Annotated in this window: 15 protein-coding genes; 8 read left to right on the top strand and 7 right to left on the bottom strand. The window is 66.2% G+C overall.

Annotation, left to right across the window (positions count from 1 at the left end; genetic code table 11):
• Positions 1–48 precede the first annotated feature (48 nt).
• Positions 49–1,887 (bottom strand): glutamine--fructose-6-phosphate transaminase (isomerizing), encoded by a 1,839-nt coding sequence (gene glmS / locus AC5YGJ_RS10875; protein WP_496186538.1) that lies wholly within the window; start codon positions 1,885–1,887, stop codon positions 49–51.
• A 203-nt stretch (positions 1,888–2,090) separates the two neighbouring features.
• Between glmS and AC5YGJ_RS10880 the strand changes: the two genes are divergently transcribed.
• The 7 genes from AC5YGJ_RS10880 to AC5YGJ_RS10910 all read left to right on the top strand — a co-directional run bounded on the left by AC5YGJ_RS10880 (position 2,091) and on the right by AC5YGJ_RS10910 (position 9,886).
• Positions 2,091–3,368 carry an efflux RND transporter periplasmic adaptor subunit gene (locus tag AC5YGJ_RS10880; RefSeq protein WP_309339997.1) on the top strand — a complete coding sequence of 426 codons (1,278 nt, stop codon included), beginning with the start codon at positions 2,091–2,093 and terminating at the stop codon, positions 3,366–3,368.
• Between the two features lie 35 nt (positions 3,369–3,403).
• Positions 3,404–4,129: an ABC transporter ATP-binding protein gene (locus AC5YGJ_RS10885; RefSeq protein WP_107231942.1), complete on the top strand. Its 726-nt coding sequence runs from the start codon at positions 3,404–3,406 to the stop codon at positions 4,127–4,129.
• Positions 4,130–4,139: 10 nt separating this feature from the next.
• Positions 4,140–5,438 (top strand): ABC transporter permease, encoded by a 1,299-nt coding sequence (locus AC5YGJ_RS10890; RefSeq protein ID WP_107231941.1) that lies wholly within the window; start codon positions 4,140–4,142, stop codon positions 5,436–5,438.
• 20 nt (positions 5,439–5,458) lie between these two features.
• On the top strand, positions 5,459–6,676 hold the full coding sequence (locus AC5YGJ_RS10895) for an ABC transporter permease (RefSeq protein ID WP_496186539.1): 1,218 nt from the start codon (positions 5,459–5,461) through the stop codon (positions 6,674–6,676).
• 16 nt (positions 6,677–6,692) lie between these two features.
• Positions 6,693–7,070 carry a PDZ domain-containing protein gene (locus tag AC5YGJ_RS10900; protein WP_496186622.1) on the top strand — a complete coding sequence of 126 codons (378 nt, stop codon included), beginning with the start codon at positions 6,693–6,695 and terminating at the stop codon, positions 7,068–7,070.
• A 120-nt stretch (positions 7,071–7,190) separates the two neighbouring features.
• Complete coding sequence (locus AC5YGJ_RS10905) at positions 7,191–8,537, top strand: sigma-54-dependent transcriptional regulator (protein WP_496186540.1); 1,347 nt, start codon at positions 7,191–7,193, stop codon at positions 8,535–8,537.
• Entirely contained in the window at positions 8,534–9,886 is a 1,353-nt protein-coding gene (locus AC5YGJ_RS10910; RefSeq protein ID WP_496186541.1) for a sensor histidine kinase, read from the top strand. The genes AC5YGJ_RS10905 and AC5YGJ_RS10910 overlap by 4 nt, the downstream gene beginning before the upstream one ends.
• 60 nt (positions 9,887–9,946) lie before the next feature.
• Here the strand turns inward: AC5YGJ_RS10910 and AC5YGJ_RS10915 are convergent, their stop codons facing one another.
• Positions 9,947–10,480, bottom strand: coding sequence for a GNAT family N-acetyltransferase (locus AC5YGJ_RS10915; RefSeq protein ID WP_496186542.1), 534 nt, complete (start codon positions 10,478–10,480; stop codon positions 9,947–9,949).
• The gene (gene glmU, locus AC5YGJ_RS10920; protein ID WP_496186543.1) at positions 10,449–11,816 is read right to left on the bottom strand and encodes a bifunctional UDP-N-acetylglucosamine diphosphorylase/glucosamine-1-phosphate N-acetyltransferase GlmU; all 1,368 of its coding nucleotides are present in this window, start codon (positions 11,814–11,816) and stop codon (positions 10,449–10,451) included. Before glmU ends, AC5YGJ_RS10915 begins: the two co-directional genes overlap by 32 nt.
• A gap of 86 nt (positions 11,817–11,902) precedes the next feature.
• Between glmU and AC5YGJ_RS10925 the strand changes: the two genes are divergently transcribed.
• On the top strand, positions 11,903–12,286 hold the full coding sequence (locus tag AC5YGJ_RS10925) for a GtrA family protein (protein ID WP_249842781.1): 384 nt from the start codon (positions 11,903–11,905) through the stop codon (positions 12,284–12,286).
• A 176-nt stretch (positions 12,287–12,462) separates the two neighbouring features.
• Here the strand turns inward: AC5YGJ_RS10925 and AC5YGJ_RS10930 are convergent, their stop codons facing one another.
• From AC5YGJ_RS10930 to atpA, 4 genes are all read right to left on the bottom strand, one after another.
• Entirely contained in the window at positions 12,463–12,885 is a 423-nt protein-coding gene (locus tag AC5YGJ_RS10930; RefSeq protein ID WP_005411127.1) for a F0F1 ATP synthase subunit epsilon, read from the bottom strand.
• Positions 12,886–12,887: 2 nt separating this feature from the next.
• Positions 12,888–14,294 carry a F0F1 ATP synthase subunit beta gene (atpD, locus tag AC5YGJ_RS10935; protein WP_005419510.1) on the bottom strand — a complete coding sequence of 469 codons (1,407 nt, stop codon included), beginning with the start codon at positions 14,292–14,294 and terminating at the stop codon, positions 12,888–12,890.
• A 37-nt stretch (positions 14,295–14,331) separates the two neighbouring features.
• Positions 14,332–15,195: a F0F1 ATP synthase subunit gamma gene (atpG, locus tag AC5YGJ_RS10940; protein ID WP_006471334.1), complete on the bottom strand. Its 864-nt coding sequence runs from the start codon at positions 15,193–15,195 to the stop codon at positions 14,332–14,334.
• Between the two features lie 97 nt (positions 15,196–15,292).
• Complete coding sequence (atpA, locus tag AC5YGJ_RS10945; protein ID WP_008266965.1) at positions 15,293–16,840, bottom strand: F0F1 ATP synthase subunit alpha; 1,548 nt, start codon at positions 16,838–16,840, stop codon at positions 15,293–15,295.
• Between the last annotated feature and the right edge of the window lie 25 nt (positions 16,841–16,865).

Below are 16,865 nucleotides of genomic sequence, written 5' to 3' on the forward strand. Positions count from 1 at the left end.
GACCCATCGGGCCGCCCTCGTCGGTACTGCCAGCAGATCGGCCAGGCCTTACTCCACCGTCACGCTCTTGGCCAGATTGCGCGGCTTGTCCACGTCGGTGCCGCGCGCCAATGCGGTGTGGTAAGCCAGCAGCTGCACCGGGATGGTGTGCACGATCGGGCTGAGCACACCGGCATGGCGCGGCGTGCGGATCACGTGCACGCCTTCGGACTCGTTGAAATTGCTGTCCTGGTCGGCGAACACGAACAGTTCGCCGCCACGCGCACGCACTTCCTGCATGTTCGACTTCACCTTCTCCAGCAGGCTGTCGTTGGGCGCGATCACCACCACCGGCATGTCCTCGTCCACCAGCGCCAGCGGGCCGTGCTTCAGTTCGCCGGCCGGGTACGCCTCGGCATGGATATAGGAGATTTCCTTGAGCTTGAGCGCGCCTTCCAGCGCGATCGGGTAATGCAGGCCGCGGCCCAGGAACAGGGCGTTGGCCTTGCGCGCGAAGCGCTCGGCCCAGGCGGCGATCTGCGGCTCCAGGTTCAGCGCGTGCTGCACGCTGCCCGGCAGGAAGCGCAGCTGCTCCAGGTAGTCCGCTTCCCGTGCCGCGTCGATGCGGCCATGCAGCTTGCCCAGCACCACGGTCAACTGGAACAGCGCGGCCAGCTGGGTGGTGAACGCCTTGGTCGAGGCCACGCCGATCTCGGCGCCGGCACGGGTGTAGCAGACCAGCTCGCTGGCGCGCGGAATCGCGCTTTCCGGCACGTTGCAGATCGACAGCGTGTGCTTGTGGCCCAGCGACTTGGCGTACTTGAGCGCCTCCATCGTATCCAGCGTTTCGCCAGACTGGGAAATGGTCACGATCAGGTGCCTGGGGTTCGCGTAGGCGGCGCGGTAGCGGTACTCGCTGGCGATCTCCACGCTGCACGGCAGGCCGGCGATCGCCTCGATCCAGTAGCGTGCGGTCAGGCCGGCGTAGTAGCTGGTGCCGCAGGCGATGATCTGCACGCCTTCGATACCCGACAGCACCGCTTCGGCGTTCTTGCCGAACAGTTCGGCCGGGAAACCACCGGCGTCGATCGCCGCTTCGATGGTGTCCCCCAGCGCACGCGGCTGCTCGTGGATTTCCTTCTGCATGAAGTGGCGGTACGGGCCCAGCTCCAGCGAGGCCAGCGACACGTCGGACAGGTGCACCTCGCGCTCGACCGGCTGGTCATGGCCGTCGAAGATGCGCACGCCGTCGCGACGGATTTCGGCGGTGTCGCCCTCTTCCAGGAAGATCACTTTGCGCGTGGCCGAGATCACTGCCGACACGTCCGAGGCAACGAAGTTCTCACCCTCGCCCAGGCCGACCAGCAGCGGGCAGCCCATGCGCGCGCACACGAAACGTTCAGGCTCGGCACGGCTGACCACGGCCAGCGCGTAGGCACCGGTCAGTTCCTTCACCGTGTGCTGCAGCGCCACCAGCAGGTCGTCGCCACTCTTCAGGTGATGGTGGATCAGGTGCGCGATGACTTCGGTGTCGGTCTGCGATTCGAAGGTATAGCCCAGCGCGCGCAGCTTCTCGCGCTGCTCCTCGTGGTTTTCGATGATGCCGTTGTGCACCAGCGCCACACCCTGGCTGATGTGCGGATGTGCGTTGGCCTCGGTGACGCCGCCGTGGGTGGCCCAGCGCGTGTGGCCGATACCCAGCAGCGCATTGAAGCCCTCGGCCTCGGCGGCCGTGGCCATCTCCGAAACGCGACCGGTACGGCGCACGCGACGAACCTCCGGACGCGCGTGCTGGTCGATCACGGCGATGCCGGAGGAATCGTAACCGCGGTACTCAAGCCGCTTCAGGCCCTCGATCAGCACCGGCACCACGTCGCGATCGGCGATCGCACCCACGATTCCACACATGTCACGCGTTTCCTTGAAGACGATCGCGGCATTCTAGCGTGCGTGTCCGCCTTCCCCCTCCTGTCCGCTTAATGAAAGTGTCCGGAAAGGTGTCCGCGGACACCCGGACACGTCCGCGCCATCTCCAACTCATTGAAAACAAATGAAATAAAGTTGGCACGCTACGTGCTTGGTACTGGCTACCACCGTCAGGCATGCACCCGATGATCCGCGACACTTCCGCCCAGGACCAGATCGTTTCCTCCGCCCCGGCCAGCGCCACCGGCGCCAGCTGGCACCGCTACCGCTGGCCGGCCCTGGGCGCCATCGCCCTGATCGCCGGCATCGGCTGGGCCGTGCATGCCTGGTCCAATGCCAGCCGCTCCTTCGACAGCAGCCGCGTGCGCATCGCCGAAGTGAAGCGCGGCGACCTGGTGCGCGACATCGCCGCCGATGGCCGGGTGATCGCCGCCAACAGCCCGATCCTGTACGCCATCTCGGCCGGTACCGTGGACCTGAAGGTGGTGGCCGGCGATGTGGTGAAGAAGGGCCAGGAGCTGGCGATCATCGACAGCCCGGAACTGCGCAGCAAGCTGGCCCAGGAGCAGGCCACCCTGGCCGGCCTGGAGGCCGAGGCCAGCCGCGCCGCGCTGGACGCCACCCTGGCCCGCGCCAAGTCGCGCAAGGAGACCGACCAGGCCACCATCGAACGGCAGGCCGCCGACCGTGACCTGCAGCGCTACCAGCGCGGCTACGACGGCGGTGCGGTGCCGCAGATCGACCTGGCCAAGGCCAAGGACTCGCTGAAGAAGGCCGACATCACCCTGGCCAACGCCACCACCGACGCCCGCCTGCAGAGCCAGGGCGCCGACCTGGACGCGCGCAACAAGCGCCTGCTGGCCGATCGCCAGAAGGCGGTGGTGGCTGAAGTGCAGCGCCAGGTCGATGCGCTGACCCTGCGCGCGCCGTTCGATGGCCAGGTCGGCCAGGTGCAGGCGGTGCAGTCCACCAACCTGGCCGCCAACGCGCCGGTGCTGGGCGTGGTCGACCTGTCCAAGTTTGAAGTCGAGATCAAGGTGCCGGAAAGCTTCGCCCGCGACCTGGCGATCGGCATGCCGGCACAGCTGACCGGCGGCAACGGCCAGCCGTTCCCGGGTGAGATCAGCGCGGTGTCGCCGGAAGTGGTCAACGGCGAGGTCAACGCCCGCGTGCGCTTCGCCAGCGCGCAGCCGGAAGGCCTGCGCCAGAGCCAGCGGATGTCGGTGCGTGTGCTGCTCGATACCCGCAAGAACGTGCTGAAGGTCGAGCGCGGCCCGTTCGTCGAACAGGGCAACGGCATGGCCTACGTGATGGATGGCCGCACCGCCGTGCGCCGCCCGGTGGAACTGGGCGTCAGCAGCCTGGGCGAAGTGGAAATCAAGTCGGGTGTGCAACCGGGCGACCGCATCGTGGTCTCCGGCAGCGACCTGTTCAAGGACGCCGAGCGCGTCTCCGTCAACTGATACCTGAACCCTGAATCCTGGAGAGAGGACACCCCATGTACATGCTCGAAATGCGCTCGGTCGCCAAGGTCTTCCGCACCGAACAGGTGGAAACCCATGCGTTGCGCTCGCTGGAACTGCAGGTCAAGGAAGGCGAGTTCGTCGCCGTCACCGGTCCGTCCGGTTCCGGCAAGACCACCTTCCTCAACATCGCCGGCCTGCTGGAAACCTTCACCAGCGGCACCTACATGCTCGACGGCCAGGACGTGAGCACGCTGGGCGACGACGCCCGCAGCCGCCTGCGCAACCAGAAGATCGGCTTCATCTTCCAGGGCTTCAACCTGATTCCCGACCTGAACCTGTTCGACAACGTCGATGTGCCGCTGCGCTACCGGAAGATGAGCGCCGGCGAGCGCCGCGAGCGCATCGAAAAGGCGCTGAGCCAGGTCGGTCTCGGCTCGCGCATGAAGCACTACCCCAATGAACTGTCCGGCGGCCAGCAGCAGCGTGCGGCCATCGCGCGCGCCCTGGCCGGCAGCCCGCGCCTGCTGCTGGCCGACGAACCGACCGGCAACCTGGATACGCAGATGGCCCGCGGCGTGATGGAACTGCTGGAAGAGATCAACGCCGCCGGCACCACCATCGTAATGGTTACCCACGACCCGGAACTGGCCGCGCGTGCACAGCGCAACGTGCACATCGTCGATGGCCAGGTGACCGACCTGGTGCGCGAGCCGGTGCTGGCCACGCCGGTGCGCCACATCGTCGCCGTCAACGAGTGAGGGCCCGACCATGTTCGCCTACTACGCCCGATTGGCGGCCCGCAGCTTCCGCCGCAACAAGGTCCTGACCGCGCTGATGGTGATCGCCATCGCGCTTGGCATCGGCGCCTCGATGACCACCCTGACCGTGTTCCATGTGCTGTCCGGTGATCCGATTCCCGGCAAGAGCGACCGCCTGTTCTACGTGCAGCTCGACGCCGCCACCGGCGCCTATGTCGCCGGCGAAGAGCCGGAAACCCAGTTGACCCGCTTCGACGGTGAAGCGCTGCTGCGCGAAGCCAAGGGCGAACGCCAGGCGCTGATGAGCGGCGGCGGTGGCACCATCGAACCAGACAACAGCACCCTCAAGCCCTTCAGCATCGACACCCGCTGGACCTCGGCCGACTTCTTCCCGATGTTCGAGGTGCCCATGCAGTACGGCCGTCCGTGGACGCGCGAGGACGATGACGGACGCGCGCGCGTGGTGGTCATCTCCAAGGCGCTCAATGACAAGCTGTACCAGGGTGCCAACAGCGTGGGCCGCGACCTGCGCATGGAGGGCCAGAGCTACCGCATCGTCGGCGTGATGAAGGAATGGAGCCCCGAGCCGCACTTCTACGACCTGACCACCGGCAGCTACGGCAAGAACGAAGACCTGCTGCTGCCGATCTCCACCTCGTTCGACCTGAAGCTGGGCAACAACGGCAACATGAACTGCTTCGGCGAGAACCCCGACGGCAACAGCTATTCGCTCAACGCCCCCTGCGCCTGGCTGCAGTACTGGGTGGAGATGGACCCAGCCAAGGCCGGCGATTACCGCCGCTACCTGGAAAACTATTCGACCCAGCAGCGCGAGGCCGGCCGCTTCAAGCACCCGCCGAACGTGCGCCTGCGCACCGTGATGGAATGGCTGGACTTCAACGGCGCGGTGCCCAGCGATGTGCGCCTGCAGCTGTGGCTGGCGCTGGGCTTCCTGGGTGTCTGCCTGGTCAACACGGTCGGCCTGCTGCTGGCCAAGTTCCTGCGCCGCAGTGGTGAGATCGGCGTGCGCCGTGCCCTGGGCGCCAGCCGCGGCCAGATCTTCCTGCAGTGCCTGGTGGAAGCCGGCGCGGTCGGTGTGGTCGGTGGCGTGCTCGGCATCGGCCTGGCCCTGCTCGGCCTGTTCGCGGTGCGCCAGCAACCGGTGGAGTACGCCAAGCTGGCCCACCTGGACGGCAACATGCTGCTGCTCGCACTGGGCCTGACCCTGTTTGCCAGCCTCGCCGCCGGTTTCCTGCCCGCCTGGCGCGCCATGCAGGTCACCCCGGCCATCCAGCTCAAGTCGCAGTAAGCACCCGAACGAGGACTCCCATGGACATCCGCCCCATCCTCAGCACACTGCGCCGGCACAAGACCGCTGCCGCCCTGATCGTGCTGGAAGTCGCACTGACCTGCGCCATCGTCTGCAACGCGCTGTTCCTGGTCAGCCAGCGCGTGGAGAAGATCAGCATGCCCAGCGGCATCGCCGAGAACGAACTGGTGATGCTGCGCGTCAGCGGCATCGGCAAGCAGACCGACGCCCTGGCCCGCACAAGCGAGGACCTGGCCTCGCTGCGTGCGATTCCCGGCGTCAGCAACGCCACCATCATCAACCAGGTTCCGTTCCGCAACGGCTCCTCCAGCAGCAGCATCTCGCGCGAGGTCGACCAGGAACGGCCGACCACCAACGCTTCGATGTACACCCTCTCGGAGAACGGGTTGGCCACGATGGGCATCAACCTGATCGCCGGCCGCGACTTCCTGCCCGACGAGTACCAGAACTTCGAAGACGTCAGCAAGGGCGGCGCCAAGGAAAAGGCCATCCCGGTGATCTTCACCCAGTCCACTGCCGCCAAGATGGAACCCAACGGCAGCGCGCTGGGCAAGACCTACTACATGGGCAAGCAGCCGCTGCACGTGGTCGGCATCGTCGACACGCTCAGCACGCCCAATGGCTGGAATGACAACTGGACCAATTCGATGCTGCTGCCGGTGCGGCGCACCTTCGACGACGGTGGCACCTACATGCTGCGCACCTCGCCGGAACGCCGCCAGGAAGTGCTCGACGCCGGTGCGGTCGCGCTGGAACGCAACGACCCCAACCGGCTGATGCGCGACAAGCTGACCTATGAAGACCAGCGCAAGGACTTCTTCAAGAATGACCGCGCCATGGTCGGCCTGCTGATCACCGTCAGCATCTCGCTGCTGGTGGTCACCGCGCTGGGCATCATCGGCCTGGCCAGCTTCTGGGTGCAGCAGCGCAGCAAGCAGATCGGCATCCGCCGTGCACTGGGCGCCACCCGTGGGCAGATCCTGCGTTACTTCCAGACCGAGAACTTCCTGCTGGCCACGCTGGGCATCGTGCTGGGCATGCTGGCTGCCTATGCGATCAATCTGGCCCTGATGAACCTGTACGAGCTGCCGCGCATGCCACTGTTCTACCTGCCGCTGGGCGCGCTGCTGCTGTGGGTGCTGGGCCAGATCGCGGTGTTCGGGCCGGCCCGGCGTGCGGCAGCGGTGCCGCCGGCCGTCGCCACGCGAGGGGCGTGAGATGCGCGCCTGCACGATGGCGTTGATGCTGCTTCTGCCACTGCCGGCGCTGGCCGGCGGTGGCAGCGCGCAGACAATGGAATGGCGCCAGGACGATGCGCGCTTGTCGCTGCGCTCGACCGAGGGCCAGGTGCATGTGGAGGCGGCGAAACCGGAGGCACGCTTCGGCGTGCGCCAGGGTGATCGGATCCTGCGGGTGAACGATACCGTCGTGCGCCGGATCGAGCATCTGAGCGAGGCCCTGCGCCAGACCACCGCACCGACCGTGTATCTGTTGCTGCGGCGCGACAAGCGCGAGCTGACGGTACCGGTGGACGCGGTCGCCTGGCGCCTGGCGCTGGTCGCGCCGCCACCACCTCCGCCGCCGCCTCCCCCTCCGGCGCCGCAGCGCTGAGCAACGCGCCCTGCACGGGCGCCGGTTTGGCTATGCTTGATGGGTGGCGCCGGGCTCTCCCGGCGCAGGCACGCGATCGGCTCCAACGGCGCCGCCCATCCCTTTCCGCAGAACTGCTTGATGCCTTCGATCCTGATCATCGACGACAACGCCAGCGTGGGCACCGCGCTGGACGTGCTGTTCTCCCTGCATGACATCGACACCCTGCAGGCGCAGACCCCGGCCGAAGGCCTGGCGCTGCTCGAATCGCAGCCGGTCGACCTGGTGATCCAGGACATGAATTTCAGCGAAGACACCACCTCGGGCGAGGAAGGCGAGGCGCTGTTCGCACAGATCCGCACGCGCCACCCGGACCTGCCGGTGATCCTGCTCACCGCCTGGACCCACCTGAGCAGTGCGGTGGACCTGGTCAAGGCTGGTGCCGCCGACTACCTGGCCAAGCCCTGGGACGACCGCAAGCTGCTGACCACGGTCAACAACCTGCTGGAACTGTCCGAGGCACGCCGCGAACTGGACCGCCGTCGCTCGCGCGAACTGCGCCAGCGCAACGCCCTGGAAGAGAAGTACGACCTGTGCGGCGCCGTGGTCGCCGATCCGGCCAGCGAACGCGTCATCACTCTGGCCTGCCAGGTCGCGCGCTCGGAGCTGCCGGTGCTGATCACCGGCCCCAATGGCGCCGGCAAGGAGAAGATCGCGCAGATCATCCAGGCCAACTCGCTGGTGGCCAAGGGGGCATTCGTGGCGGTGAACTGTGGCGCACTGCCATCAGAGCTGATCGAAGCCGAACTGTTCGGTGCCGAAGCCGGCGCCTATACCGGCGCCAACAAGGCACGCGAAGGCAAGTTCGAAGCCGCCGACGGCGGCACACTGTTCCTGGATGAGATCGGCAACCTGTCGCTGGGCGGGCAGATGAAACTGCTGCGTGTACTGGAAACCGGACGCTTCGAGCGCCTGGGCTCCAACCGCGAGCGCCAGGTCAAAGTGCGCGTGGTCAGCGCGACCAATGCCGACCTGCCGGCGATGATCCGCGACGGCAGCTTCCGCGAGGACCTCTATTACCGGCTCAATACCGTGGAGCTGGTGCTGCCGCCGCTGGCCGAACGCCCTGGTGACATCGTGCCGTTGGCCGAGCGCTTCCTGACCGCAGGCAAGCCGCTGTCCAGTGCCGCCACCGCTGCGCTGCAGCGGCATCCGTGGCCCGGCAACGTGCGCGAGCTGCGCAACGTGATCCAGCGCGCCGAGCTGCTGGCCACCGGCAGCCGCATTGAAGTGGCCGACCTGAATCTGCCGCGCGCGCCTGCCGCGCCCCGGCCTGCGCCCAGTGCGGGCAATGATCCCGACCGTGCGCGCATCGAGGATGTACTGGCACGCAACCACGGCGTCATCGCCCAGGCCGCTGCCGAACTCGGCCTGAGCCGCCAGGCGCTGTACCGGCGCATGGACCGCCACGGCATTCCACGCGAATGAAGCGGCGCTCCTTCACCTTCCGCCTGTTCCTGCGCCTGCTGCCGGTGCTGGCGCTGGCCGCCGCATTGCCATGGCTGCTGGCCTACTGGATGGATCACGGCTGGGTGGTGACCACGGTATCGGCACTGATCCTGCTGTCGCTGATGTGGTGGACGCTGCGCCGCGCCACCGCGCCGGTGCGTTCGCTGATGCGCGCCCTGTCCGGTACCACCAGCAGCTACCGCGATGGCGAGTACAACTTCGGCGTGCACTGGCCGGGCAATGACGAGCTGGGCGACCTGGTGCAGGCCCACCGCGAACTGGGCGACGTGCTGCGCGCGCAGCGGCAGGGCCTGGTGCAGCGCGAACTGCTGCTGGACACCATGGTGCAGAACACGCCGGTGGCGATGTTGCTGATCGCCTCCGGCGGTGATGGCATCGCCCGCGTGGTGTTCTCCAACCTGGCCGCACGCAAGCTGCTGCACGGCGGCTGGAAGCTGGAAGGCCAGCGCCTGGAAGACGTGCTGGAGCAGGTGCCGGTGGAACTGCGCGATGCCATCGCCCGTGGCGGCGACAGCCTGTTCGCGGTGCATGCCGAGGGCGAGGATGGCGATGAAGATGACGAGCAGGTCTACCACCTCTCGCGTCGCGCGTTCCAGCTCAACGGCCGCCCGCATGACCTGCTGCTGGTGCGCCTGCTGACCGCCGAACTGCGACGCCAGGAGGTGCAGACCTGGAAGAAGGTGATCCGGGTGATCAGCCACGAGCTCAACAATTCGCTGGCGCCGATTGCTTCGCTGGCTCATTCCGGCGGCGTGCTGGTGCAACGCGAACGCTTCGACCGGCTGCCGGAGATCTTCACCACCATCGAAGACCGCGCGCGCCACCTGGAAGGCTTCATCCGCGGCTATGCACGCTTTGCCAAACTGCCACAGCCGCAGCTGCAGACCGTGCACTGGGCACCGTTCCTGTCCAGCCTGCGCCAGCAGATTCCGTTCACCATGGATCGCGAGCCGGACGAGGAGCTGAGCAGCCGCATCGACATCGCGCAGTTCGGGCAGGCCCTGCTGAACCTGCTGAAGAACGCGCACGAAGCCTGCGCCGAGGCTGATCCGCCCAACGATGACGTGCAGGTGCAGCTGACGCGGTTGCCGCAGTGGCTGCGCCTGGATGTGCTCGATCGCGGCAAGGGCATGAACGAGCAGGTGCTGCAGAACGCGTTGATGCCGTTCTATTCCACCAAGCGCAATGGCACCGGGTTGGGGTTGGCGTTGACGCGCGAGATCGTGGAGGCGCACGGCGGACGTGTGTCGCTGCAGAATCGCAGCGATGGTGGACTGTGCGTATCGATTCTATTGCCCGTGGGTTGAGCGGGCCGATCGCGTTGGTGGATCCACGCCGTGCGTGGATGTGCCGACCCAGGTCGGTACCTACCAGAGCAGCCGCATCGCCACCCGCAGATGCATCGGAAACCCCAACGCGGCCTCTTCGGCCATCACTGCCTGCAGCGCCGCGCCCCACTCCGCTTCCGCTACGGTGACGAACCCTTCGCTGGCATAGAAGGCCGCATTCCACGGCACGTCGGACAGCGTGGTCAGCACCGCCGATCGGTAGCCGCCTGCCCGCGCCTGTGCCAGTACATGGCGCAACAACGCACGCCCATGGCCCTGCCGCGCATGCACAGGGTCTACATCCATCTGCAGTATGTGGAACTCACCTGCCAGTTCGCCCGCCAGCAGGTAACCGGCGATGCCACCGTCAGCCGCATCCACCACCCATAGCTGGCGGCGGTGCAGGCCTGCGTGCAGTACCCGCAGATCCAGGCCATGCGCGGCAAACACCGCATACGCCTCATGACCCTTCAACAGCCCTCCGGCGCGCTGCTCGATGACCGGCAGCGCGTCGAGTTCATCGGCGCGCGGAAGGCGCGGCTCAGGACTTCTTGAGCGGGCGCTTCCAGCCATCGATGGTTTCCTGTCGTGCGCGTGCCAGGGTCAGCTTGCCGTCCGGGGCATTGCGGGTGATGACCGAACCGGCGGCGATGGTCGCGCCATCGCCAATGGTCAGCGGCGCCACCAGCGAACTGTTGGAGCCGATGAACGCGTTGTCGCCGATGGTGGTGGTGAACTTGTTCACCCCGTCGTAGTTGCAGGTGATGGTGCCGGCGCCGATGTTCACCCTGCTGCCGATCACCGCATCGCCCAGGTAGGTCAGGTGATTGGCCTTGCTGCCGACGCCGAGGGAGACCTTCTTGGTCTCGACGAAGTTGCCGACATGCACGCCATCGGCCAGCACGGTGCCTGGCCGCAGCCGCGCGAACGGGCCGACCTGCGCCGCGCCTTCGGTGACCACGCCTTCCAGATCGCAATGCGCGCGCACTTCGGTGCCCGGCCCGAGGTTGACGTCCTTCAGGCGGTTGAAGGGACCGATGGTGACGCCGTCACCCAGCACGATGTTGCCTTCCAGCACCACGTCGACGTCGATCATCACATCGCTGCCGACGGTGACGGTACCGCGGATATCCAACCGTGCCGGATCGCGCACGCGCGCGCCCTGCGCACACAGTGCACGCACGGCGCGGCGTTGCCAGGCGCGCTCCAGCTGCGCCAGCTGCCAGGGATCATTGGCCCCTTCGGCGTCCTGGGGGTCGGCCACCAGCGCCATTTCGGCCGGGGTGTACTCGTGCGCGGCGAAGGCGAACACGTCGGTCAGGTAATACTCGCCCTGCGCGTTGCTGTTGGACAGCTGCGACAGCCAGCGGCGCAGCGCAGTGGATTCGGCGGCGATGATGCCGGTGTTGATGATGCGTACGCGCAGCTGCTCGTCGCTGGCATCCTTCTGCTCGACGATCGCACCGACCTTGCCCTCGGCGTCGCGCAGCACGCGACCATAGCCGGTCGGGTCATCCACCTCGGCCACCAGCACCGCCAACCGCCCCGGCTGCGCCAGCAGGTCGCGCAGGGTCTGCGCGCGGATCAGCGGCACGTCGCCGTACAGCACCAGCACCTGCGCGGCATCGGGCACCTGCGGCATCGCTTGTGCGACCGCATGGCCGGTGCCGAGCTGCTGTGCCTGTTCAGCCCATTGCAGATCCTGCTGGCCGGCGAAGTACTGGCGCACGGCTTCGCCGCCGTGGCCATGGACCACGTGGATCGCTGCCGGGTCCAGCTCGCGCGCCGCGGCGATCACGTGTGCCAGCATCGGCTGGCCGGCGATCGGCTGCAGCACCTTGGGCAGCACCGACTTCATGCGCTTGCCGGCGCCGGCGGCGAGGATGATGACGTGCAGGGGTTGGGTCATGGCAACGGCGGTCCGTGGGTCGTTGCCGATGATTCTAGAGCGTGGGCCGTTAACATGGGCATCCCTCCTCCTCCTGCCGCCTGCCGATGAGTCTGTTTCGCCAGGGAAGCGCCTACCTCGTCATCGGGCTCGTGCAGCTGCTGGTGGACTGGCTGGTGTTCGTGGTCGCCACCGCGCTGGGCATGCCGGTGGCACCGGCCAACATCACCGGGCGCCTGGCCGGCATGCTGCTGGGCTTCTGGCTCAACGGCCGCTACACCTTCGCCGAGGCCGGCAGCCATCGGCTGGGTTGGAAGCGTTTTGCCCGCTTCTTCGTGCTGTGGCTGCTGATGACCGCGGCAAGCACGCTGCTGGTGAGCCTGGTCGATCACGCACTCGGCCTGCAGTACACCTGGCTGGCCAAGCCGCTGGTCGAAGGGGGGCTGGCCTGCGTCTCGTTCCTGTTGATGCGGTATGTGGTGTATCGCTGATACAGCGCCAGGATCGGGATCGGTAGAGTCGACCGCTGGTCGACTGCTCTTCCGTGAGGCCGCGGAAATCCCGCGCTGCGCGCGGTAGTCGACTCTACCCATTCGGCGCTGCCGTACCCGCACAAACAAAAACGCCGGCACAAGGCCGGCGTTTTCGTGGACGCAGCGCGTGAACCTCAGTGCTTGAGGGTCTTGCGCAGGCGTTCCAGGGCCTGCAGCTGGACAACGGCTTCGGCCAGCTTCTGCTGGGCTTCGGCCACTTCCATCGCTTCGCCGCGGTTGGCCAGGATGCGCTCGGCTTCTTCCTTGGCCTTGCGGACCGAGGCTTCGTCGATGTCCTGCGCGCGGATGGCGGTGTCGGCCAGCACGGTCACTACCTGCGGCTGCACTTCCAGGATGCCGCCGGAAATGGCGAAATCCAGCTGCTCGCCGTTCGGCGTGGTGACCACGACCTTGCCGGGCTTGAGTCGGGTGATCAGCGGGGCGTGCTTGGGCGCAATGCCCAGCTCGCCCAGCTCACCGGTCGCCACGACCAGGGTCGCTTCGCCACGGAAGATTTCCTGTTCAGCGCTGACGATGTCGCAACGAATGGTGCTCATGATCAGGCCTTCTCAGCCATCTTCTTGGCCTTCTCAACCGCTTCTTCGATGCCGCCGACCATGTAGAACGCCTGCTCCGGCAGGTGGTCGTACTCGCCATCAACGATGGCCTTGAAGCCACGAATGGTGTCCTTCAGCGGCACGTACTTGCCCGGCGAACCGGTGAACACTTCGGCCACGTGGAACGGCTGGCTGAAGAAGCGCTCGATCTTGCGGGCGCGCGACACGGCCTGCTTGTCTTCTTCGGACAGTTCGTCCATGCCCAGGATGGCGATGATGTCCTTCAGTTCCTTGTACTTCTGCAGGGTCTGCTGGACGCGCTGGGCGGTGTCGTAGTGCTCGTGGCCGATGACCAGCGGGTCCATCTGGCGGCTGGTGGAGTCCAGCGGATCGACGGCCGGGTAGATACCCAGCGAGGCGATCGAACGCGACAGGGTGACGGTCGAGTCCAGGTGGGCGAAGGTGGTCGCCGGCGACGGGTCGGTCAGGTCGTCCGCGGGAACGTAGACGGCCTGGATCGAGGTGATCGAGCCATTCTTGGTCGAGGTGATGCGCTCCTGCAGAACGCCCATTTCCTCGGCCAGGGTCGGCTGGTAACCCACCGCCGACGGCATACGACCCAGCAGTGCCGACACTTCGGTACCGGCCAGGGTGTAGCGGTAGATGTTGTCGACGAACAGCAGGACGTCCTTACCCTTGCCGTTTTCGTCCTTCTCATCGCGGAAGTACTCGGCCATGGTCAGGCCGGTCAGGGCGACGCGCAGACGGTTGCCCGGCGGCTCGTTCATCTGGCCGTACACCATCGCCACCTTGTCCAGGACGTTGGAGTCCTTCATTTCGTGGTAGAAGTCGTTGCCCTCACGGGTACGCTCACCCACGCCGGCGAACACGGACAGACCGCTGTGCGCCTTGGCGATGTTGTTGATCAGTTCCATCATGTTGACGGTCTTGCCGACGCCGGCGCCGCCGAACAGGCCGACCTTGCCGCCCTTGGCGAACGGGCACATCAGGTCGATGACCTTGATGCCGGTTTCCAGCAGCTCGGTGGCCGGGGACTGGTCTTCATACGACGGCGCAGCGCGGTGGATTTCCCAGTTGTCGCTGGCAGCGACCGGGCCGGCTTCGTCGATCGGACGGCCCAGCACGTCCATGATGCGGCCCAGGGTGCCGGCGCCGACCGGCACCGAGATGCCACGGCCGGTGTTGACGGCAACCAGGTTGCGCTTCAGGCCGTCGGTGGAACCGAGGGCGATGGTACGCACCACGCCGTCGCCCAGCTGCTGCTGGACTTCGAGGGTGATTTCGGTGTTTTCGACCTTCAGTGCGTCGTACACCTTCGGCACCGACTCACGCGGGAATTCGACGTCGACGACCGCGCCGATGATCTGAACGATCTTGCCCTGACTCATTGCTGCATCCTCTAATGTGTGCTTTGAACGAACGCGGTCAGACTGCTGCCGCGCCGCCGACGATTTCGGAGATTTCCTGGGTGATCGCTGCCTGGCGCGCCTTGTTGTAGACGAGCTGCAGGGTGCCGATCAGCTTGTTGGCGTTGTCGCTCGCCGCCTTCATCGCAACCATGCGAGCGGCATGCTCGGAAGCAACGTTTTCCAGCAGTGCCTGGTACACCAGCGATTCGATGTAACGCGTCATCACGTGCTCGAGCACGGTCGCGGCATCGGGTTCGTACAGGTAATCCCAGTCGTGGTGAGCGACCTGCTTTTCAGCCGGCGGCAGCGGCAGCAGCTGATCGAAGCTGGCCTTCTGCGTCATGGTGTTCACGAAGCGGTTGTAGACCAGGTACACGCGGTCGACCTTGCCTTCGGTGAAGGCGTCGAGCATGACCTTGATCACACCGATCAGCGATTCCAGCTTCGGCACGTCGCCGATGTGGGTCACGCTGCCGACCATGTTGACCTTCACGCGGCGGAAGAAGGTCGATGCCTTCTGGCCGATGGTCACCAGGTCCACTTCGGCACCCTTGTCCTGCCATGCCTTGGCTTCGCCCAGCATCTTGCGGAACAGGTTGTTGTTCAGGCCGCCGGCCAGACCGCGATCGGAGGAGATCACGATGAAGCCGACCCGCTTGACCTGCTCGCGCTCGACCAGGAACGGATGCTGGTAGTCGGTGCTGGCCTGGGCCAGATGACCGATCACCTGCTTCATCGCCTGCGCGTACGGACGCGAGGTCTTCATCCGATCCTGCGCCTTGCGGATCTTGGAGGCCGAGACCATTTCCAGGGCGCGCGTCACCTTGCGGGTGTTCTGCACGCTCTTGATCTTGGTTTTGATTTCGCGTCCGCTTGCCATCTCTTGTTTCCCGTGGCGCGGGGCTGTTGCCCCGCGTTGTTCAACCGTTTGTCATCTGGTCCAGCGGAGCCCGTGGCTCCGCTCTACAGGACCGCGATTACCAGCTGCCGGTGGTCTTGAACTCGGCGATGCCCTTCTTGAAGGCACCTTCGATGTCATTGTCCCAGCCGCCGGTGGCGTTGACCTTGCTGACCAGCTCGCCCTGGGTGTTGGCGAAGTGGGCGTGCAGGCCTTCTTCGAACGCCAGCAGCTTGTTGACCGGCACGTCGTCCAGGTAGCCCTCGTTGACGGCGTAGATCGACAGCGCCTGGTTGGCGATGGACATCGGCGCGTACTGCTTCTGCTTCATCAGCTCGGTGACGCGCTGACCGCGCTCCAGCTGCTTGCGGGTCGCTTCGTCCAGGTCCGAGGCGAACTGCGCGAACGCAGCCAGCTCACGGTACTGGGCCAGCGAGATACGGATGCCGCCCGACAGCTTCTTGATGATCTTGGTCTGGGCCGAGCCACCGACGCGCGACACCGAGATACCGGCGTTCACGGCCGGGCGGATGCCGGCGTTGAACAGGTCGGTTTCCAGGAAGATCTGGCCGTCGGTGATCGAGATCACGTTGGTCGGAACGAAGGCGGACACGTCGCCGGCCTGGGTTTCGATGATCGGCAGCGCGGTCAGCGAACCGGTCTTGCCGGTGACCTTGCCTTCGGTGAACTTCTCGACGTATTCCTCGGACACGCGGGCAGCGCGCTCGAGCAGACGGGAGTGCAGGTAGAACACGTCACCCGGGTAGGCTTCACGGCCCGGCGGGCGCTTCAGCAGCAGCGAGATCTGGCGGTAGGCCACGGCCTGCTTGGACAGATCGTCGTACACGATCAGCGCGTCTTCGCCGCGGTCCATGAAGTACTCACCCATGGTGCAGCCCGAGTAGGCGCTGATGTACTGCATGGCAGCCGATTCGGAAGCGGTAGCGGCAACCACGATGGTGTGGGCCAGCGCGCCGTTCTCTTCCAGCTTGCGCACGATGTTGGCGATGGTCGAAGCCTTCTGGCCGATCGCAACGTACACGCACTTGATGCCGGTGCCCTTCTGGTTGATCACCGCGTCGATGGCCATGGCGGTCTTGCCGGTCTGGCGGTCGCCGATGATCAGCTCGCGCTGGCCACGGCCGATCGGGATCATCGCGTCGACCGACTTGTAACCGGTCTGCACCGGCTGGTCGACCGACTTGCGCCAGATCACGCCCGGAGCAACGCGCTCCACCGGAGCGGTCAGGTCGGTGCCCAGCGGGCCCTTGCCGTCGATCGGCTCGCCCAGCGCGTTCACGACGCGGCCCAGCAGTTCCGGACCGACCGGCACTTCCAGGATGCGGCCGGTGGTCTTGGCGACGTCGCCTTCGCGCAGGTGCTCGTAGTCACCCAGCACCACGGCGCCGACCGAGTCGCGCTCCAGGTTCAGGGCCAGGGCGAAGGTGTTGTTCGGCAGTTCGATCATTTCGCCCTGCATCACGTCGGCCAGACCGAAGATGCGCACGATGCCGTCGGACACGCTGGTCACGGTGCCTTCGTTGCGCGATTCCGCGGCCAGCTTGACCTTCTCGATGCGGTTCTTGATCAGTTCGCTGATTTCGGAGGGGTTGAGCGTGGTTGCCATCGTCAAGTCCTAGTGCCGGCAGCGG

This window comes from Stenotrophomonas sp. CS3K5 (assembly GCF_059515225.1).